General features: G+C 71.2%; 17 protein-coding genes. 5 read left to right on the top strand and 12 right to left on the bottom strand.

Annotation, left to right across the window (positions count from 1 at the left end):
- Nucleotides 1–21 precede the first annotated feature (21 nt).
- Nucleotides 22–3,081, bottom strand: coding sequence for an ATP-binding protein (locus tag CRP49_RS16360; RefSeq protein WP_097254023.1), 3,060 nt, complete (start codon nt 3,079–3,081; stop codon nt 22–24).
- 83 nt (nt 3,082–3,164) lie between these two features.
- On the opposite strand from CRP49_RS16360, the gene CRP49_RS16355 reads away from it, so the two are divergent.
- A complete protein-coding gene (locus tag CRP49_RS16355; protein WP_097254022.1) occupies nt 3,165–3,677 on the top strand; it encodes a DUF2165 domain-containing protein in 513 nt (170 codons plus the stop codon).
- Here the strand turns inward: CRP49_RS16355 and CRP49_RS16350 are convergent.
- Both CRP49_RS16350 and CRP49_RS16345 read right to left on the bottom strand, forming a co-directional pair.
- Nucleotides 3,670–4,233: a hypothetical protein gene (locus CRP49_RS16350; protein WP_097254021.1), complete on the bottom strand. Its 564-nt coding sequence runs from the start codon at nt 4,231–4,233 to the stop codon at nt 3,670–3,672. The genes CRP49_RS16355 and CRP49_RS16350 overlap by 8 nt on opposite strands.
- A gap of 60 nt (nt 4,234–4,293) precedes the next feature.
- Nucleotides 4,294–6,879, bottom strand: a complete 2,586-nt coding sequence (locus CRP49_RS16345; RefSeq protein ID WP_097254020.1) for a bifunctional FO biosynthesis protein CofGH — start codon at nt 6,877–6,879, stop codon at nt 4,294–4,296.
- Between the two features lie 155 nt (nt 6,880–7,034).
- Here CRP49_RS16345 and CRP49_RS16340 point away from each other — a divergent pair, with 155 nt between their 5' ends.
- The gene (locus tag CRP49_RS16340; RefSeq protein ID WP_097254019.1) at nt 7,035–8,423 is read left to right on the top strand and encodes a CehA/McbA family metallohydrolase; all 1,389 of its coding nucleotides are present in this window, start codon (nt 7,035–7,037) and stop codon (nt 8,421–8,423) included.
- On the opposite strand, the gene CRP49_RS16335 is transcribed toward CRP49_RS16340, so the two are convergent.
- Nucleotides 8,416–8,928, bottom strand: coding sequence for a PadR family transcriptional regulator (locus CRP49_RS16335; RefSeq protein ID WP_097254018.1), 513 nt, complete (start codon nt 8,926–8,928; stop codon nt 8,416–8,418). The two genes, CRP49_RS16340 and CRP49_RS16335, sit on opposite strands and share 8 nt — an antisense overlap.
- 151 nt (nt 8,929–9,079) lie before the next feature.
- Between CRP49_RS16335 and CRP49_RS47475 the strand changes: the two genes are divergently transcribed.
- Together CRP49_RS47475 and CRP49_RS16330 are read left to right on the top strand one after the other, a co-directional pair.
- Nucleotides 9,080–9,640 carry a hypothetical protein gene (locus CRP49_RS47475; protein ID WP_218892963.1) on the top strand — a complete coding sequence of 187 codons (561 nt, stop codon included), beginning with the start codon at nt 9,080–9,082 and terminating at the stop codon, nt 9,638–9,640.
- Nucleotides 9,637–10,935 (top strand): carotenoid oxygenase family protein, encoded by a 1,299-nt coding sequence (locus tag CRP49_RS16330; RefSeq protein WP_218892962.1) that lies wholly within the window; start codon nt 9,637–9,639, stop codon nt 10,933–10,935. Before CRP49_RS47475 ends, CRP49_RS16330 begins: the two co-directional genes overlap by 4 nt.
- Here the strand turns inward: CRP49_RS16330 and CRP49_RS16325 are convergent.
- Genes CRP49_RS16325 through CRP49_RS16310 form a run of 4 tightly spaced genes read right to left on the bottom strand, consistent with a single transcriptional unit; the run spans nt 10,932 to nt 13,763 of the window.
- Complete coding sequence (locus CRP49_RS16325; RefSeq protein ID WP_097254016.1) at nt 10,932–11,339, bottom strand: hypothetical protein; 408 nt, start codon at nt 11,337–11,339, stop codon at nt 10,932–10,934. The two genes, CRP49_RS16330 and CRP49_RS16325, sit on opposite strands and share 4 nt — an antisense overlap.
- Before the next feature lie 32 nt (nt 11,340–11,371).
- Nucleotides 11,372–11,866, bottom strand: a complete 495-nt coding sequence (locus CRP49_RS16320; RefSeq protein WP_143669991.1) for a protease inhibitor I42 family protein — start codon at nt 11,864–11,866, stop codon at nt 11,372–11,374.
- A gap of 12 nt (nt 11,867–11,878) precedes the next feature.
- A complete protein-coding gene (locus tag CRP49_RS16315; protein WP_097254014.1) occupies nt 11,879–13,456 on the bottom strand; it encodes a peptidoglycan-binding protein in 1,578 nt (525 codons plus the stop codon).
- Nucleotides 13,457–13,466: 10 nt separating this feature from the next.
- Entirely contained in the window at nt 13,467–13,763 is a 297-nt protein-coding gene (locus CRP49_RS16310) for a hypothetical protein (RefSeq protein WP_097254013.1), read from the bottom strand.
- 240 nt (nt 13,764–14,003) lie between these two features.
- On the opposite strand from CRP49_RS16310, the gene CRP49_RS16305 reads away from it, so the two are divergent.
- Nucleotides 14,004–14,402, top strand: coding sequence for a nitroreductase/quinone reductase family protein (locus CRP49_RS16305; RefSeq protein ID WP_097254012.1), 399 nt, complete (start codon nt 14,004–14,006; stop codon nt 14,400–14,402).
- A gap of 9 nt (nt 14,403–14,411) precedes the next feature.
- On the opposite strand, the gene CRP49_RS16300 is transcribed toward CRP49_RS16305, so the two are convergent.
- From CRP49_RS16300 to CRP49_RS16285, 4 genes are all read right to left on the bottom strand, one after another.
- On the bottom strand, nt 14,412–15,863 hold the full coding sequence (locus CRP49_RS16300) for an aldehyde dehydrogenase family protein (RefSeq protein WP_097254011.1): 1,452 nt from the start codon (nt 15,861–15,863) through the stop codon (nt 14,412–14,414).
- Nucleotides 15,860–17,590, bottom strand: a complete 1,731-nt coding sequence (locus CRP49_RS16295; RefSeq protein ID WP_097254010.1) for an amidohydrolase family protein — start codon at nt 17,588–17,590, stop codon at nt 15,860–15,862. Before CRP49_RS16295 ends, CRP49_RS16300 begins: the two co-directional genes overlap by 4 nt.
- Before the next feature lie 13 nt (nt 17,591–17,603).
- Nucleotides 17,604–18,722, bottom strand: coding sequence for an LLM class flavin-dependent oxidoreductase (locus CRP49_RS16290; RefSeq protein ID WP_097254009.1), 1,119 nt, complete (start codon nt 18,720–18,722; stop codon nt 17,604–17,606).
- A gap of 96 nt (nt 18,723–18,818) precedes the next feature.
- Entirely contained in the window at nt 18,819–19,589 is a 771-nt protein-coding gene (locus tag CRP49_RS16285; protein WP_097254008.1) for an SDR family NAD(P)-dependent oxidoreductase, read from the bottom strand.
- Nucleotides 19,590–19,596: the final 7 nt, after the last annotated feature.

The following is a 19,596-nucleotide window of genomic DNA, read 5'->3' as shown; positions in this document are numbered from 1 at the left end:
GTTCGGCCCAGACCTCGCCGCTCACTCCGCGTAACGCGCCCGCATCGCGTCCCGGGCCGCGACCACCCTCGCCAGCCGGGGCGCGAGCCTGGCCCGGTCGATGCCAGGGCTGTGGAGCAGGATGTCGAGGCAGTCGGCCAAGCTCGCCTTGTAAGGCCAGTCGTACAGGGTCAGCACGCGGTGCAGCCATGTGTCCAGTTCGGACCAGGCCTGAAGAGCCGCGCTGATCGCGGCCTCCATGGAGGCGTGTGCCTGCGGGGAGTAGGCATCCGGCTGCCGTGCCTCGTGGGCCAGTCTCATCCACAAAGGACGGGCGGCGGTCGTGCCCTCTTCCCCGCTCACCGCCAGGGCCAGGTGCCACAGGCCCCATAGCTTGTCGGTCGCCAGCTCCTCTTCGGCCGCCCGCCGGGCAAGGGACCAGTTCCCCATGAGCAGGTGTACGGCACATCGTGTCGCGGCCGTGTCCGCCTCGGCCAGCGCTCTGTCGAACCGGCCGCTCAACTGGTGCACATAGACCAACTGCCGGTTCGCCCAGGCGGGATCACCACCCAGCGTGACGTACCGCTCCAGGTCCACCCGTGCCTGTTCCAGCCGACCGACGCTCATGTCGCTCTGAATCTTGTTCGCCAGGGCCCACGCACCCTCGTAGTCCAGTTCCACCGCGCGGTAGGCGTCAGCGAGCGCTCTGTCGTACCTGCCTCGGCGGTGATACGCCTTGGAACGGTGCACCAGGGCCCATGGATAGTCCGGAGCGAGGCTCAGCGCGCGGTCCAGGTCCGCCAGCGCCTCCTCGTCGCGGCCCTGTTTGCCGTACAGGGCACCCCTGCTGGCATACACCGAGGCGTAGGCGTCGTCGACGTCGATGGCCCGCTGGTAGTCGGCGAGCGCCTCCCTCACGCGGCCGACGGCGCTGAGCGCGTCGCCCCGCTCGCACAGCACCCAAGGCGCCTCCGGGGTGAGGGTCACCGCCCGATCGAGGTCGGCGAGCTGCTGCTCGCGTTCACCACGTGACCGCCGAAGCCGGGCCCGGCGGACGAGGCCCCAGACGAAGTCCGGGTCGATCTCCAGCGCCCGGTCCAGATCCGCGAGCGCTGCGTCGTACCGGCCGAGCGTGTGGTGGGTGACACCCCGCGCGGCCCAGGCGCCCCGCAGCGTCGGGTCGAGTTCGATCGCCCGGTCCAGATCCCGCAGGGCGGCGTCGTAGCGCGCGCACATCCGGTGGTAGTCGCCGCGGGACGCGAGGTAGCGGGCGTTGTCGGGCTCCAGGCCGAGCACGTGGTCCAGGTCCGCGACAGCCCCTTCGAAGTCCCGCAGTTCGGCGCGGACGAAAGCACGGCCGTGGCGGGCGAAGATCAGCTCGGAGTCGAGGGCAACGGCCCGGTCGTACTCGGACACCGCACGCTCGTGCTCCTCGGCCACCCGGAATATGTTGCCCCGGACGGCGTGCGCGATGGCCCGGGACGTGGAGTCGAGGGCGGCACGGTCGAGCAGCAGGCCCAGCGCGGGGGCGGCGGTCGGGGCCTCAAGGGCGTGCAGCAGTTCCCGGCCCCAGCCCGTCACCGCCTCGGCGTGGGTGTCCGCTCCGGCCTCCACCAGCATCCGTGCCCAGCGGCGGGCCTCCTCCTCCCCCCGGCCGCAGGCCCGCACCACGCCCCCGAGCGCGAACGGCAGCGCGGCCCGCTCCCCCGCACACAGCCGGTGATACGCCTCGGCCAGCCGGAGTTCCCGCCACTCCTCGTCCGCCCAGGGATCGCCCAGGCCCCCCTCCCGCTCCGCCCGCCACCCCCCGAAGGTCTCCGCCAGCCGCCCGTGCCGTTCCGCCCACCGGCGCGGTGAGCGTCGGCGCTGCATGCGGAGCATCGGCGCCCGTACGACATCGTGGTACTGCACCCGCTCCCCGTGCTCGCTGACGAACGGCATCCCCCGCAGCCAGTCGTACAGGGCCTCGGCCTCCTCCTCGGCGCAGTCCACCACCGCCCGGAACACGTCCGCGTCCAGTCGCCGGGGCAGCGCGCAGGCCAGGGCCGCCGCCCGCCGGACCGCATCCGGCTCCCACTTCAGGAACCGCTCCACGGCCGTGGCGCTCGGGTCCCCCACGTCGTCCGGGTCGGCCGGGCGGGCCTCGGCGAGGGTGGAGACGAGGACGGGCAGGCCGCCGGTGAGGCGGAGCACCTCCTCCACCACCGGCTCGGCCACGACCCCCCTGTCCGCCAGCAGGCCCCGCGCCTCCGCCTCGGTGAACGGGCTGAGCGGTATGTCGGTCATGAAGTCCGCGAAGCCGCCCCAGCGGGCCGTGTCGAAGGGGCGTTGGCCGGCGGTGACGACGATGACGTCGGCGGGGAGGGCGCCGTAGCGGTCGGTGGTCATCAGCTCGTGCAGCCAGCCGTCCAGATACGGGCCGGTGCGCTCGTACGTGTCGAAGAACAGCACCAGCCACGGGACCGACGAGGTGATGTCCGACAGTTCGTCCAGCAGCCGGGGCGTCAGGACTCGCTCCGGTGCCAGCACCAGCTGCACGTCCTCCTGGTTGCGGAACCGCGCGCTCAGCCTCGCCTTCAAACGCGCTGCTCCCTCGGTGAGTTGGCCCGCGTCCACGGCTCCCACGAACGCGCCCGCCCCGGGGACCAGCGCCCCGAGGCCCGCCATGCCGAGCCGTACCGCAGTCGTGGCGAGCGGGGACGGGCCCTCGGGGGCAGGCTCCAGGGTCGCGACCTCGGCCTCCGCTTCATGCCGCCGGTCCCGGTACGCGGCGAGCATCTCCTCCAGCCTTTTCAACCGCCGCCCCTGCTTGGCGAGTTGGTGACTGATCGCCGCCATCGCCTCCGGCACGCTTCCCGCGCCCTCGTCGACGTACGCCGTCAGCGCCCCGCGCTCCCGCGCGAGCTGCTCCAACTCCCTGACCAGGAACGTCTTTCCGACACCGGCGTTGCCGTGCACATGGAACAGGAAGCGGTGGCGTTCATCCTCGGGCGGAAGGTCCAAGTTGGCCCGGAACGCCGCCCGTTCGTCGCTGCGCCCGACGAACCCCGCCCGCCTGCGCCGCCCGATCAGCTCCTGCATCGACGGCCGTGCCTGCGACATGCGCACACCCTCCCCGCGATCCCCCCTTCATTCTGGCTCAATGCGCGTGGGAGGAGGCGGCGTTCGTCGGGGAGAATCCAGCCATGACCACCACCCCCACACGCCACACGGGCCTCAGGCTCGCCGCCGGCGTCCTCACCGGCATACTCGCTCTCTACATCGCCCTCGTCGCCCTCGGGAACATCACCGACTTCGGGACGAACCAGCAGTTCGTGCGGCATGTGCTCGCGATGGACACGACCTTCAAGGACGACGACCTGATGTGGCGTGCGATCACCAGCACCGCGCTTCAGGACACCGCGTACGTCGCGATCATCGTGTGGGAGACCGTCGCCGCGCTCGTCCTGATCTGGGGCACCTGGCTGTGGGCGCGGCGGGACGTCGACCGTGCCCGGCGGTTCTCCACCTACGGGCTGCTGATGCTCGTCCTGCTCTTCGGTGCCGGGTTCATCGCCATCGGCGGTGAGTGGTTCTCCATGTGGCAGTCGAAGACCTGGAACGGGCTGGACGCGGCGACCCGGGTGTTCCTGCTCAGCGGGGTGGCGTTGATCGTCAACCAGCTGCCGGGCGGGAACGGGCAGCGGGACGCTAGCTGACGACGGCCACCCTCGTGCCCTGATCGCCGAAGGACCACAGGGCGGCACCGTCTTCCTTGTGCATGCGGATGCCGCCCAGCTTCTGGCCGTTCGAGGGCGGCGGTGAGGCGCCGTCGAGGGCGTTGGAGAAGGCCACGTTCACGCCGGACACCTTGGTGAAGTACATGACGTGCTCGATCTCGACGCCGTCCGAGCCCTTGAGGGACTGGGTGCGCAGGGTGATCGAGTAGCGGCCGGGCTGCGGGCTCACCGTGCCCGGCCACACCGTGAACGTGCGGCTCGCCTTGCCGGTGGCGTCCACCAGCCACACGCGCTTCTCGCCGAGGGAGTACACGATCCGGCGGCCCGTGCCGGACTCCTCCGGCAGCGCGGGCGGCCCCGACGGCTTCGGGGAGGCGGACGCGTGCGCGCCCGCCGACGCCGAGGGGGCCGGGCGGGCCACCGCGGCCGTGGGATGCGGCCCGTGGTCCGCCTGGACGGCCAGGGCGACGACAACCGCGATCGCCCCCGTCGTCAGACCGGAGACCCAGGCCCACGAGGGCAGTCGGGCAGCCACGGGTACGCATCTCCTCCGCTACGGGTCCCCCTTCTCAGCGCAGGGGTCGGATCATCGTACTCAGTCCAGGACCGGCAGCAGATCCGGCAGGTGGCCGTCGGAGGCCTCCGCCGCCCGCTGCCGCTCCTCGGACACCGGGCCGTAGAGCGTGGTGCGGGGCCGCGCCGGGCGGCCGACCGCCTCGGCCACCGCCACCAGGTCCCTGATCGACTTGTACGAGCCGTACGACGAGCCCGCCATGCGGGAGATCGTCTCCTCCATCAGGGTGCCGCCCAGGTCGTTCGCCCCGGAGCGGAGCATTTCCGCCGCACCTTCCGCGCCCAGTTTGACCCAACTTGTCTGGATGTTCGGGATGTAGGGGTGCAGCAGGAGCCTGGCCATCGCCGTCACCGCCCTGTTGTCCCGCGTGGACGGGCCGGGGCGGGCGATGCCCGCCAGGTACACCGGCGCGTTCGTGTGGATGAAGGGGAGCGTCACGAACTCCGTGAAGCCGCCCGTCCGCTGCTGGATCCCGGCCAGCGTGCGCAGGTGGCCCAGCCAGTGGCGGGGCTGGTCGACATGGCCGTACATCATCGTCGAGGAGGAACGGATGCCCAGCTCGTGGGCTGTCGTGATCACCTCGATCCAGGTGGCCGTGGGCAGCTTGCCCTTGGTCAGCACCCAGCGGACCTCGTCGTCCAGGATCTCCGCCGCCGTACCGGGGATGGAGTCCAGGCCCGCCTCCTTGGCGGCGGCCAGCCACTCCCGGATCGACATCCCCGTCCTGGTCGCGCCGTTCACCACCTCCATCGGGGAGAAGGCGTGCACATGCATGCCGGGGACGCGGTCCTTCACCGCCTTCGCGATGTCGAAGTACGCCGTCCCGGGCAGGTCGGGGTGGATGCCGCCCTGCATGCACACCTCGACCGCGCCCACGTCCCACGCCTGCTGGGCCCGGTCCGCCACCTGCTCCAGCGACAGGGTGTAGGCGTCCGCGTCCGTCCTGCGCTGCGCGAAGGCGCAGAAGCGGCAGCCCGTGTAACAGACGTTGGTGAAGTTGATGTTGCGGGTGACGATGTACGTCACGTCGTCGCCGACTGCCGACTTGCGTACGTCGTCCGCCACCCGGCACAGCGCGTCCAGCGCCGGGCCGTCCGCGTGGAACAGGGCCAGGGCCTCGGCGTCCGTCAGTTTCGTCGGGTCGTCTGCGGCCGTGCGCAGCGCCTGCCGTACGTCCGTGTCGATGCGCTCCGGCGCCATGCCGGGAGCCGCCGCCTCGCGCAGCGCCTCCCAGTCGCCGTACACCTCGTCGAAGTCGTCGCGCCGGTCGGCCGTACGGCCCTCGGTGTCGATCGTGCGGTGCAGGTCCGTGCGGCCGCTGGGCACGAAGGCCTCCTCCGGCTCCTGCCACGGGTGCCCCTCGACCACCGCGTCCGGGAGGGCGAGGCCGGTCTCCGGGTCGGCGAGCGCGTCCACGTGCGGGCGCAGGCGCGGATCCAGCCAGGGCTCACCGCGGCGGACGAACTCCGGGTACACACACAGGCGTTCGCGCAGCTCGAAGCCGGCGGCACGGGAACGCTCGGTGAGTTCCTCGATCATCGGCCAGGGGCGTTCCGGGTTGACGTGGTCGATGGTCAGCGGGGACACCCCGCCCCAGTCGTCGATGCCGGCGCCGATCAGCCGCTCGTACTCGTCGTCCACGAGGTTCGGCGGGGCCTGGAGACAGGCGCTCGGGCCCATGATGTGCCGGGCCACGGCCACCGTGGCGACCAGGTCGTCCAGTTCGGCGTCCGGCATGCCGCGCATCGCCGTGTCCGGCTTGGCGCGGAAGTTCTGGATGATCAGCTCCTGGATGCCGTGGTAGGCCCGGGAGACCTTGCGGAGGGCGAAGAGGGACTCCGCGCGCTCCTCGTACGTCTCACCGATGCCGATGAGCAGGCCGGAGGTGAAGGGCACCGAGGAACGGCCCGCGTCCTCCAGCACCCGCAGCCGTACGGCCGGTTCCTTGTCCGGGGAGCCGTAGTGCGGGCCGCCGGGCTCGGACCAGAGCCGGGTGGCCGTCGTCTCCAGCATCATGCCCATGGAGGGAGCCACCGGCTTCAGCCGCTGGAAGTCCGTCCACGACATCACGCCCGGGTTGAGGTGGGGCAGCAGGCCCGTCTCCTCCAGGATGCGGATCGAGATGGCGCGGACGTAGGCGATGGTGTCGTCGTAGCCGTGCGCGTCCAGCCACTCGCGCGCTTCCGGCCAGCGGTCCTCCGGCTTGTCGCCGAGGGTGATCAGGGCTTCCTTGCAACCGAGGGCCGCGCCCTTGCGCGCGACGTCGAGGACCTCGTCGGGGGACATGAACATCCCGTGGCCCGCGCGGCGCAGCTTGCCGGGGACGGTGACGAAGGTGCAGTAGTGACACTTGTCCCGGCACAGCCGGGTCAGGGGGATGAAGACGCTCTTCGAGTAGGTGATGACACCGGGCCGGCCCGCTGCCTGAAGGCCCGCGTCACGCACCCGGGCGGCGGACGCGGCGAGGTCGGTGAGGGCCTCGCCGCGCGCCTGGAGAAGCACCGCCGCCTCGGAGACGTCGAGGGCGACGCCGTCCCGGGCACGTTTGAGGGCGCGACGCATGGAGTTCTCGGTCGGGCCGGTCCCGGAGGTCGCGGAAGTCGTCATTCCTTGAGCATAAGCATGGGGCTCCGCCGGTTCAGCGGGGTCCTGGGGCGTGCGGTGCGTGGAACGGTGCGGGTGCGTTGTGGCTTGTCGCGCCCACGCGGCGGAGCCGCACATTGATACTGTCCCGCGCCCCTGGGTGGGCTTACGTTGGGGGTGTGACGACGTTGCGCGGCACCATCGCCCCCGGCTCACCGGATTACGTCTACCTGCCCTTCGAAGTTCCCCCTGGCATCCGCGAGTTGCACGTCTCTTACACCTACGACCGGCCCCCCGTCCCACCCGGCACCCCCGGCAACGCCCTGGACATCGGGCTCTTCGACCAGCGTGGCATCGAAGCGGGCTTCAGGGGCTGGTCGGGCGGTGCGCGTACGGAGTTCTTCGTGCGGGGTGATGAGGCGACGCCCGGGTATCTCCCCGGGCCGCTCGACCCCGGGACCTGGCACATCGTGCTGGGGCCGTACACGGTCGCGCCGCAGGGGCTGTCGTACGAGGTGACCGTCACGCTCGTCGAAGGGGAGCCGGGTGGGACGCCGCGGCCGGTGTATCCGGCCGACCGGGCGGTGGGCCGGGGCCGGGCCTGGTACCGGGGTGACTGTCATCTCCACTCCTGGCACTCCGACGGGCGCCGCACCCCGGCCGAGATCGGGGCGCTGGCCCGGGCGGCCGGGCTGGACTTCATCAACAGTTCCGAGCACAACACGACGTCCTCCCATGCCCACTGGGCCGACGTGGCGGGCGACGACCTGCTCGTGCTGCTGGGCGAGGAGGTCACCACGAGGAACGGCCATGTACTGGCCCTCGGGACCGAGCCGGGGACGTTCGTCGACTGGCGGTACCGGGCCCGGGACGGGCGCTTCGGGCGCTTCGCCCGCCGGATCCGGGAGGCCGGCGGGCTGGTCGTACCGGCCCATCCGCATGCCACGTGCGTCGGGTGCGGCTGGAAGTTCGGGTTCGGGGAGGCCGACGCGGTCGAGGTGTGGAACGGGCCGTACACGCCCGACGACGAGGTGACCCTGGCCGCCTGGGACGCCCAGCTCGTCGCGTCCGTGCGGGAGAGGGGGAAAGGGCGGCAGTGGCTTCCGGCCATGGGCAACAGCGACGCCCACCGCGACCCGGACGCGGTCGGTATGCCCCAGACGGTCGTCCTCGCCGAGGACCTCACGCGGGCGGCGATCCAGCAGGGCCTGCGCGCAGGGCGGTCGTACGTGGCCGAGTCGCGGCACGTGACGCTCTCTCTCAGCGTTGCCGGGGGCGACCGGGAGGCCGGCATCGGCGAGCGGCTGGCGGTGCCGGACGACACCCCGGTGACGGTCCGGCTGGAGGTCTCCGGCGCTCCGCGCTGCTCCGTCCGCTTCGTCACCGACCAGGGCACCCTGTTCACCAGCGAGCCGCTGCCGGTCTCCGGATCGGGCGTGGTCGAGTGGCGCACGACACCGGCGTACGCGGCCTACGTCCGGGCGGAGGTGCGCCACGAGACGGCCCTCGGCCCGGTGCCGGGGGCGATGGCCGCGTTCACCAACCCCGTCTTCCTCGGGGCTACTTGATCTGGGCGGCCGCCCACTCGGCCCACTCCCGGCGCATCGCGTTGAAGCGCAGGCCGTACTCCAGGGCGATGCGGCCGTAGACGGAGAGGTTGTCGTCGTCCCAGTCGATGGCCTCGTCGAGCTGTCTCAGCTGCTCGTGCTCGTGCGCGGACAGCTCGACCAGCTCGGTCAGATAGGCGCGGGCCTGCTCGGGGCGCAGCACGCCGAGGAAGAAGACGCGCAGGAGCAGGTCGCTGCGGGTGTTGCGCACGGGCTTGGTCTCGGTCAGCCAGTGGCGCAGCTCGGCCATCCCCGCGTCGGCGAGGGCGTACTCCTTGCGGCCGCGCGGTCCCTCGGCGGCCACCGTGATCAGCCCGGAGCCCGCCAGCTTGGTCAGCTCGGTGTAGATCTGGCTCTGCGTCGCCGGCCAGACGTTGGCCAGCGAGGTCTCGAACCGCTTCAGCAGGTCGTACCCGCTGGCGGGGCGCTCCGAGAGCAGGCCGAGCAGTGCGTGTCTGAGGCTCATGACCCCCACTCTACATTCCACTGTTGACATGTCGCGAGGTGACCTTCTACTTTTGACATGTCAGACCAGGAAGCAAGAGACCGTCAAGCACCAAAGACCGCCGACCACCAGAGACCACCGAGACAAGAGATCATCGGAAACGGGGAGTCCCATGTCGTACCTGCGCACGTTCCTGCCGTGGATCGTCTTCGCCGTCTTCCCCTCCGGGGACTGGCAGTGGGGCGCTCTGGCCGCCCTGCTGGTCGCCGTCGCGATCATCGCCAAGGAGAAGCAGTCCGGCACCGGATTTGACGCACTCATCATCGAATCCGGCTCGGCGGCCTTCTTCGCCGTCCTCGCGGCCATCGCCTTCGCCGACCCGCACTCGGGCGTGCACGACTACTCCGCGGCGCTCTCCTCCGGCACCCTCGCCGTCATCGCCGGCGTCTCGCTGGCCATCGGGCGGCCGTTCACCCTGGGCATCGCCAAGCGCAGCACCCCGCCCGAGTTCTGGGGTCTGAAGCCGTTCATCCGGACCAACGTCGTCATCACCGCCGTATGGACCGCCGCGTTCGTGGCGACCGCCGTCGCCCTCGCCCTGGTGGCCCACGCGGGGCACGCCCACTCGACCCCCGCCACGGTGATCCAGATCGCCGGCTTCGCCGTCCCGATGGTCTTCACCGTCCGCTACGTCGCCCACGTCCAGGCCAAGGCCGGACAGGTCGCCCGGTGAAGCACCTCAGCGGCAACTACGCCCCGGTCACCGAGGAACTCACCGCGCACGACCTGCCGGTGACCGGCACGATCCCGCCCGAGCTGGCCGGCTGGTACCTGCGCAACGGCCCGAACCCGGCCGACGCCGCCTCCGGGCACTGGTTCTTCGGCGACGGCATGGTGCACGGCGTCCGCCTCGACGGCGGGCGGGCCGTCTCCTACCGCAACCGCTGGGTACGCACCACCCGGTTCACCGACGGGACCCGGATGTACGACGACCAGGGCCGGCGGGACCTCACCTCCGGCCCGGCCAACACCCATGTGGTCCGGCACGCCGGCCGCACCCTCGCCCTGGTCGAGACGGCCCTGCCCTACGAGCTGACCCGCGACCTCGACACCCTGGGCCCCTACGACTTCGACGGCCGGCTGGGGACCGCGATGACCGCCCACCCGAAGACCTGCCCGGCCACCGGCGAACTGCACTTCTTCGGCTACGGCATGGCGGAGCCCACCCACCTCACCTACCACCGGGCCGACGCCAAGGGCGAGTTGGTGATCAGCAGGACCATCGAGGTGCCCGGTCCGACCATGCTGCACGACTTCGCGCTCACCGCCGAGCACGTCGTCTTCATGGACCTGCCCGTCGTCTTCGACCTCGAACTCGCCCTGACCGGCGGGACGATGCCCTACAGCTGGGACGACGGCTACGGCGCCCGGCTCGGCGTCCTGCGCCGCGACGACCCGTACGGCGCGGTCCGCTGGTTCGACGTGGACCCCTGCTACGTCTTCCACTCGCTCAACGCCCATGACGCCCCGGACGGCACCCTCGTGCTGCACGTCATGCGCTACCCGGAGATGTGGCGTCGCACCGCCGACGGCAGCTCCGCGCCACAGCGGGCCGTCCTGTGGAAGTGGACCATCGACCCGGCCACCGGCACGGTCCGCGAGGAGCAGATCGACGACCGTCCGGGCGAGTTCCCCCGCGTCGACGACCGCCTGACCGGCCTCGACTCCCTCCACGGGCACGTGACCTGCGGCACCTCACTGGTCCGCTACGACCTGACGACCGGTGCCGTCACCGCGCACGACTTCGGTCCCGGCCGCACCCCCGGGGAGGCCGCGTTCGCCCCGGCCGACGACGTGCCCGGCGGCCCCGGCTGGCTGCTGACGTACGTCCACGACGCCGCCACCGACCGCAGCGACCTGGTCGTCCTGGACGCCGGGGACCTGGCCGCCGACCCGGTCGCCACGGTCCACCTGCCGGCGCGGGTGCCGTTCGGCTTCCACGGCAACTGGCTGGCCGACCGGATCTAGGGGGTGCCGGGTGTGTCCTTGCCCAGGGTGCGGGCATCGCGGCGCAGGCCCAGGATTTCGGCGACCGTGTCCAGCCAGCGGGCGGTGCGTGCCTCGCCCTCCGGGGTGTCGGCGAGCTGCGCGGCCGTCTCCAGCCAGTCGCGCAGCAGTTCGGACGCCTCGCGGGAGGGCAGCGGCTCGGGCAGCTCAGCGGCGTAGCTCAGGCCGCCGGCGCGGACGATCTCGGCGACGTAGGCCACCGAACGCGGCACCACGCCGAGCCGGTCCAGGGTGACGGCGGCGGCGATGGCACCGTCACCGAACAGCACGGTGCGGAAGGCGTCCTGGGTGAGGCCGTAGCGGAGCAGCACGGCCACGTCCACGGTTGCGAGGATCTCGTCGTCGGTGCGGGATGCGGAGGGCATGGGGAACGCTTCCGGTTCTCGGGTGGGGCGGGTCAGCGGACCGTGATCGTGTAGACGAAAAACGCGGGCAGGTCGTCCGGTGTGCCGGTGGCCGTCGGGAACGGGCTCATCGTGGTCGTACCAGGGGCCGTCGCGTTCGGGAACGGAGCCGCCGACTCGGTGCCGCTGTGGCAGCTGGCCATGGGGCAGTGCAGGAGCTTCACCGTGGCCTTGCCGGACTTGAGCGCCGTGAAGTCGAAGTACTGGGTGCCGTCGCCGGAACCGATGGAGTCGCTGCCACCGCCCTCCTCCTCTTCCCGCTTGCCCCGGTACTTCAGGATGTTCGCGTCCGGCCGGGGCTCGGCCAGATACCAGTTCTGCCCGAGCGCGGGATTCGCCGGCACCTTCAGGGTGAACTCGTCCCCCGAGTCCACCGTGACGGCACGCTTCTCGGTGCCGTACTCGTCGGCTCCGCCCGCACCACCGCAGCCGGTCAGGACGAGGGCTCCGGCTGCCGCGGCGGCCAGGGAGGTCAGTACGGTGCGCATGTTCACGGTTGCTCAGCCCTGCTGGATGTAGACGGTGTCGACGTTGCCCTTGTGCGCGGCCGAGTAACGGTCGTCCGCGGCCGCGCTGAGGTCTCCGCTGATGAAGTCCTCTTCGCTGACCCAGGTGGTGACGCCCCAGGGGTTGTAGATCTGGAGCTTGTCCCCCTCCTGGCCGATGATCATCATGCTGTGACCGTGCCGGTCGTTGTTCTCGTCGTACCGCTCGATGTTGATGGGTACGGGCTTGCCCTCGGCGACGGACTTCTCGATGTCGGGCAGAACGTTGCGCCGGTCGTCCTCGCTGCCCATGCCCTGGGCCTCGTAGTGGTCGCCGGTGTGCGGGCTCAGCTCCTTGTTGGAGATCTCCTCCTGCCCTTCCTTGTCCATGCCGTCCGGATGCTCGTCCCACCACCAGCCGGCGTTGTCGCCGTCGCCCTCCTCGTGCATGCGGAGCTGTTCGTCGGTCAGGCGCTTGCGGAAGTGCTCCGGGTCGTCGTCCGTGCCGTCGGGGCCGCCGGTCAGCTCCAGGGCGTACACGGGGTCCACGATGGCACGCGCGGTGACCGTGGAGGAGGGCACGCAGGTCTCGCCGTCCTGGTCCCACAGCTTGCCCTTGAAGGCCTGCCTCTCCTGCCCCGTTGCCGACGGGCCGTTGGTCGTCGTGACCGGTGCCAGGTGCTGCTGCAGCCACACCGCGTCCTTGCCGTGGATCTTGCGCCCGAACGTCTCCACCTCGTCGACGGAGTAGCCCGCGGCGAGGGTCTTCATCAGGTACGCCTTCTCCTGCGGCGTCGAGGCGTCGAGCAGGAGCTTCTCCATCCGGGCCCGGTCGGCGGGCGAGAGCTTCTCCATGGCTCGGCCGGAGCGTTCGAGGTCGTTGGCGGTGAGGATCTCGTTCAGCTCGGGGTCGCCGCCCGTGTTGCTGGTGTCGGCCAGCATCAGCCGGTCGACCGCGGACAGCTCGTCGGTCTTCATCTTGCCGGCGCGGGCCTCGGCGGCCCACTTGTTCAGCTCGCGGGCGGCATGGCGTGCGGCGTCGTCGGCGGTGACGGCGGCGTCGTGGAGCAGCTTCACGCCGGCGCAGGCCACGGCGCGGGCCTTCAGCCGCTCCGACTCCTCCTCGTCGTCCTCGTGCAAGTCGTCGAAGAAACCGTCCTTGCCGCCCAGCATGCCGCGCGCCTCGCGCAGCTTGGCGCGGCCGTCGCCGTCGTCCTTCTGTGCGACCTTGAGCCAGTCGGCCAGGTTCAGCAGGGCGTTGCCGCCGCCCCGGAGCGCCTCGGACATCTGCACGGCGGACCGCGAGGCGGCGGAGATCGCGTCGGAGGCGAGGACGCTGGTGTCGCCGACCCACACGTCCGGCAGGCCCTTGCGGGCCACCTTGTCGACCCGCTCGGAGACGCCGAGGGCGTCGTCGGCCTGGCCCCGGTATTGCTTGCCCAGCGTCTCCAGGGTGGCCGGGTCGCCCACCGGGGCGGACACGGCGAGCGCGGAGTCGATCGCGTCGATCAGGTCGTTCTTGCTGTCGGCCGCGGCGATGTCGTCGCTCAGCCCGGCCAGCCGCTTGCGGCGGTCGGTGGTGGATTCCGTCATCGGGCGGTCCTCAGTAGCTCGCCAGGGCCGAGGGACGCTCGGCGTACGCGGGCATGGTGCTGACGGTGCCGTCGCCGACCCGGACACGGGCGGCCTGCGTCGAGACGAGGCCGTCGCTGCCGCCGTAGGCGCCCTTGGACGCACGGATCTTGTCCGCGAGTTCGTGCAGCGCGTCCGTGAGCGTCTTGGCGTCCGCCTCCCAGGCCGTGGCGTACGCATCGAACGCCGGCCCGGAGTCGGAACCCCCCCAGCACGTCCTGCATGTAGCAGGCTGTGGGGTCGATCGCCTTGGCGATCTTCCCGGCATCGGTGCCCGCGCCGTCCAGTTCGTTGGCCTGGCCAGTCATGCCGGACTTGACCTGGTAGCCGTCCGAAGACGCGCCCATCACTGCCCCCCGTTGCAGTCGATCACGATCGCGAGGGAGGCTAACACGCGCCAGTCGTACGCCTGTCCACGCACCACACGCCCTCCACAGAGCTGCCGCAGCACCCGCGCGAGGCATGCGGCCGGATACCGTTCCCAGAGGAGAGCAGGAGAGTCAGAGAGATGTCACGCAAGTCCGCCGACCTCAAGCACCGGATCGTCACCCGCTTCCAGCGCCATGTGGCCAACCCGCTCAACCGGCGTATTCCGGCCCAGACGATCCTGGAGACCACGGGCCGCACGTCCGGCCTGCCCCGGCCGACGCCGGTGGGCGGGCGCCGGGTCGGCGACTCCTTCTGGATCGTCTCGGAGTTCGGCTTCAAGTCGCAGTACGTCCGCAACATCCAGGCCGACCCGCACGTCCGCATCCGCATCCGCGGCCGCTGGCACCACGGCACCGCCCACCTCCTCCCCGAGGACGACGCCGTGACCCGCCTGCGCAGCCTGCCCCGCTTCAACAGCGCGGCGGTACGGGCGTTCGGCACGGACCTGCTGACGGTGCGGGTGGACCTGACGGACTGAGTCCTCGGCTCACCCCGGCCACACGATCGCCTGCACCTCGCTGTACGCGTGCAGGGCGTAGGAGCCCACGTCCCGGCCGACTCCGCTCTTCTTGAAGCCGCCGAAGGGCGCCTCCATGTTGCGGCCGACCGTGTTGACGCCGACACCGCCGGCCCGCAGTCGCCGGGCCACCCGGAAGGCCCGGGCCACGTCGCCCGACCAGACGTAGTCGATGAGGCCGTAGTCCGAGTCGTTCGCGAGGGCCACGCCCTCGTCCTCGTCGTCGAAGGGGATCACCGCCACCACCGGCCCGAAGATCTCCTCCCGGGCCACCCGCATGTCGTTCGCGCAGTCGGCCAGGAGGGTGGGGGTGATGTAGAAGCCCCGTTCCAGGGGCGGGCGTTCGCCGCCGACGACCACCGTCGCGCCTTCCTTGCGCCCCAGATCGACGTACGACTCCACGCGCGCCCGGTGCTCGGCGGAGATGAGCGGACCCACGACCGTGTCCGGCTCCCTGGGGTCGCCCACCTTCAACCGGCCCGCGTAAGCCGCGAGTTGCTCGACGAGGCGGTCGTACACACCCCGCTGGGCCAGCACCCGGGTCGGGGCGGTGCAGATCTGGCCGCTGTAGAAGGAGAACGTCGTACCGATCCCGGCCACGGCCGAGGCGAGGTCGGCATCGTCGAAGACGACCGCCGCCCCCTTTCCGCCCAGCTCCATCAGCTGGCGCTTCATGTCCCGCCCGCACACCTCGGCGATCCGCCGGCCGACGGCCGTGGACCCGGTGAAGCTCACCATGTCGACGTCGTCCGACTCCACCGCCGCCTCGCCCACGGCCACCGAGCGCCCGGAGACGACGTTCACGACCCCCGGCGGCACCCCGGCCGCCTCCAGGGCCTCCGCCATCCGGTAGACGGAAAGGGGGTCCTGCGGGGCCGGCTTCACGACCACCGTGTTGCCCATGGCCAGGGCCGGGGCGACCTTGCCTGCCGGGTTGGCCCACGGGTTGTTGTACGAGGTGATGCAGGTGACGACCCCGACGGGCTGCCGTACCGCCAGCGCGCCCATCACCCCCGCCTTCCCCATCGGCCCTGCCTCGTTGATCTGCGGGGCGATCGCCCACTCGGCGGGCTCCACCGTGGCGTACCGGCGGAAGCGGGCCGCGGCCACCCCGACCTGCATCGCCCGGGCCGTCCCCGTCGTCGCCCCGGTCTCGGCCCGCGCCAGCTCGGCGTACGGGACGAGCCGGCCGCGGATGATCTCCGCGGCCCGCGCGAGTATCGCCGCCCGCTCCTCCGGCTTCGTCCGCGACCACGCCCCGAACGCCTCCCGGGCCGCGGCACAGGCCGCGTGGACCTGCTCCTCCGAGGCCTCCGGCGCCTGCCCCACCGTCTCCTCGGTGGCCGGGTCGGTCACCGGGTAGTACCCGGCGTCCGGCTCCACCCACTCCCCGCCGGCGAACAGCCGCTGCCCCTCGCTCACCTGGTGCTCACCGTCCCGGTGTCCCGCCCGGACCGCAGCACCCGGCCCGGTACGGCCCCGCTCACCACGTCGTCCCGGATCGCCTCGACCCCGTTGACCCACACCGCCCGCACCCCGAGCGCCCTGGAGTCCAGCCGCGGACTGTCACCCGGCAGGTCGTGCACCAGGGTGGCCTGACCGGCGTCGATCCGCTCCGGGTCGAAGAGGACCAGGTCCGCATGCCAACCCTCCCGCACCCGACCCCGCTCCCGCAGCCCGAAGAGCCGCGCCGGGTCGTCGGTCAGCATCTTCACGGCCTGCTCCAGACCGACCAGCTTCCGGCCGCGCAGACAGTCCCCGAGGAACCGGGTGGTGTACGGCGCCCCGCACATCCGGTCCAGGTGCGCACCCGCGTCCGAGCCGCCGAGCAACACGTCCTCGTGCTGCCAGGTCTCGGCGCGCAGGGCCCAGGAGGCGGGGTCGTTGTCGGTGGGCATCGGCCACAGGACCGTACGGAGACCGTCGTTGGCGCAGATCTCCACCAGGCAGGTGAAGGCGTCCTGACCGCGCTCGGCCGCGATGTCCCGGACCACCCGTCCGGTCAGCCCGCGGTTGGCCTCGCTGTACGTGTCCCCGATGACGTACCGCCCGAAGTTCGCGAGCCGCCGGAAGACACCCGCCTCCTTCGACTCGGCCCGCCGCAGCATCTCCTTCCGGACGGCCGGGTCCCGCAGCCTGGCGATCCTCTCCGGCACCGGCAGACCGAGGATCGGCCCCCACCCGGGGATGAGGTTGAGGGCACAGAAGGTGCCCAGGGACATGTTCATCGGGGTCAGGATCGGCATGGTGAGCGCCACGACCCGCCCACCGGCCTTCCGCGCCCGCTCACTCGCGCCGAGCTGCCGCGGCACCCGCTCCGGGACGGCCGCGTCGACGGTGAGGACGTTCCAGTTGAGCGGCCGCCCCGCCGCCGCGCTCATCTCCACGAACAGATCGATCTCGGCATCGCTGAACTGGTCCAGACAGCCGGCGACGATCGCCTCGATCTGGGTGCCCTCGTGCTCCCCGACGGCCCGGGCCAGCGCCAGCAGCTCGTCCGGCCGCGCGTGCCGGGAGGCCACGGGCTGTCCGTCACCGTCGGAGTGCGTGCTGGACTGGGTGGTGGACAGCCCCCAGGCCCCCGCGTCCATGGCCTCGTGGAACAGCCGCAGCATCTGCTCCAGCTGCTCGGCGCTCGGCTGCCCGCCGATGGCCTCCGGCCCCATCACATACCGCCGGAGCGCACAGTGCCCCACCATGAACCCGGCGTTGACCGCGATCCGCCCCTCCAGGGCGTCCAGATACTCCCCGAAGCCGCTCCAGCTCCAGGGCGCCCCCTCCTCCAGTGCGACCAGGGACATGCCCTCCACCTTGGACATCATCCGGCGGGTGTAGTCGGCGTCCTCGGGCCGGTCGGGATGCAGCGGCGCGAGCGTGAAGCCGCAGTTCCCGGCCGCGACGGTCGTGACCCCGTGATTGAGCGAGGGCGTGGCGTACGGGTCCCAGAAGAGCTGGGCGTCGTAGTGGGTGTGGGGATCGACGAAGCCGGGGGCGAGGACGAGGCCGTGCGCGTCCTCGCTGGTGCGGGAACCTTCGGTGATCTCGCCGATGACGGCGATACGGCCGCCTCGTATGCCGACGTCGGCGGTGTAGGCGGGCGCGCCGGTGCCATCCACGACGGTGGCGCCCTTGATCAGGTGGTCCAACATGCCAGGAGCCCCCTCATACCGCCTGACGGAACCGCGACGTCCGATGCACCGGATCCGTGTCGATCTTCGGAATCACGTGCTCCCCGATCAGCCGAATCGTCTGCAGCGTCTCCTCCTTCGGCACCCCCACCGGCAACCCGAAGCTCAGCTGATCGGCGCCGGCCTGCTCCCACCGCTTGCACTGCCGCAGCACCTCGTCCGGATCCCCGCAGATCAGCAGCTCCTCCTCGATGAGCAGCTCCACGAACTCCGGCGTGTACTGGGGCAGCGTCTCCGGCCAGACAGGGAACCCCTCGGGCCGCGGGAACGTGTCGTGGTACCGAAAGACCAGCGAGGGCAGATAGTGCAGCCCACCGTTGACGGCGATCTCGATCGCCTCGGCGTGCGTGGGCGCGCAGATCGCCGTGGTCGTCACCATCACGTTGTCGTTCACGAAGTCCCCGACGGGCTCCGCGTTCACGACCGCCGTCTTGTACTGCTCCAGCACCCATTCCATGTCGGACACCTTCTGGATGCTGAAGCCGAGCACGCCGAGCCCCTTCTTCGCGGCCATGGCGTACGAGGGCGGCGACCCGGCCGCGTACCACATCGCCGGATGCGACTTCCCGTACGGCTTCGGCAGGACCTTCCTCGGCGGCAGCTGCCAGTGCTTGCCCTGGAAGCCCACGTACTCGTCCTGGAGCCACATCTTCGGGAACTCGGCGATGGTCTCCTCCCAGATCTCCTTCGTGTAGTTCATGTCGGTGATGCCGGGCAGGAAGCCGAGGATCTCGTGGCTGCCGGCGCCCCGCCCGCTGCCGAACTCGAAGCGCCCCTCGCTGAGGTGGTCCAGCATGGCGACCTTCTCGGCCACCTTCACCGGGTGGTTGACCTGGGCGAGCGGGTTGAAGATGCCCGATCCCAGATGAATCCGTTCCGTCGCGTGGGCGAGGTAGCCGAGGAAGACGTCGTTGGCGGAGAGGTGCGAGTACTCCTCGAGGAAGTGGTGCTCGGAGGCCCAGGCGTACTTGAAGCCGGACCTGTCCGCCTGGATGACGTACTCGGTCTCCTCCATCAGTGCCTTGTGCTCGGCCAGCGGGTCGGTCTCGGCTCGCTTGCCCACGTATCCCTGTACAAAGAGCCCGAATTCCACGGCGGTTCACCGTCCTCGGTTCATGGTTTCTGACACAGCGTCAGTTTTGTGCGACTGTTGCACCACCCGCACGGAGGGTCAATACCTGACGGTCAGTCAGATGACGCTGACCCCCGCCAGCCACCCCCCGTCGATCACGAACGGCTGCCCGGTGATGTACGAGGAGTCGTCCGAGGTGAGGAACAGGGCGAGCCGGGCCACCTCCTCCGGCTGACCGACCCGGCCGAGCGGCACGAGCTTGCGGTACAGCTCGTCCAGGGCCCGGCTCATCTCCTCCGGGTCCGCGTCCGGATCCAGCCGGGCCGGGTTCGACATCGCCGTGTCGATGGCGCCCGGACAGATGGCGTTGACCCGGATCCGCCGGCCCGCCAGCTCCAGCGCGGCCACCCGGGTCAGCCCGAGCACGGCGTGCTTGGTGGCCGCGTACGTGCCCACGGCCGCCATCCCGGTGAGCGCCGTGTAGGAGGCGGTGTTGACGATGGTCCCGCCGTCCGCCATCTCCGGCACGACGGCCTTCATGCCCAGGAAGCAGCCGACCTGGTTGACCTGCACGACCTGCATGAACTCGTCCAGCGGGGTGTCCACCAGCGCGTTGAAGCGCAGGATGCCCGCGTTGTTGACCAGCCCGTCGATGCGCCCGTACGCCTGCTTCACGGCCGTGACGGCCTCCCGCCACCCCTCCTCCGTGCCCACGTCGAGATGGACGTAGAGGGCCCCTATCTCCTTGGCGAGCGCCTCCCCCTGGTCGTCCAGCACATCGGCTACGACCACCCGCGCGCCCTCCGCCCGGAAGAGCCGCGCCTCCTGCTCGCCCTGTCCGCGTGCCGCCCCGGTGACGATGACGACCCGCCCGTCCAGCTTGCCCATGCCTGCT

The sequence above is a fragment of the Streptomyces sp. Ag109_G2-15 genome (assembly GCF_900215565.1).
Taxonomy (GTDB): domain Bacteria; phylum Actinomycetota; class Actinomycetes; order Streptomycetales; family Streptomycetaceae; genus Streptomyces; species Streptomyces diastatochromogenes.
Note: the sequence above shows the minus strand (reverse complement) of the source record. Positions and strands in the feature narration are given on the sequence as shown.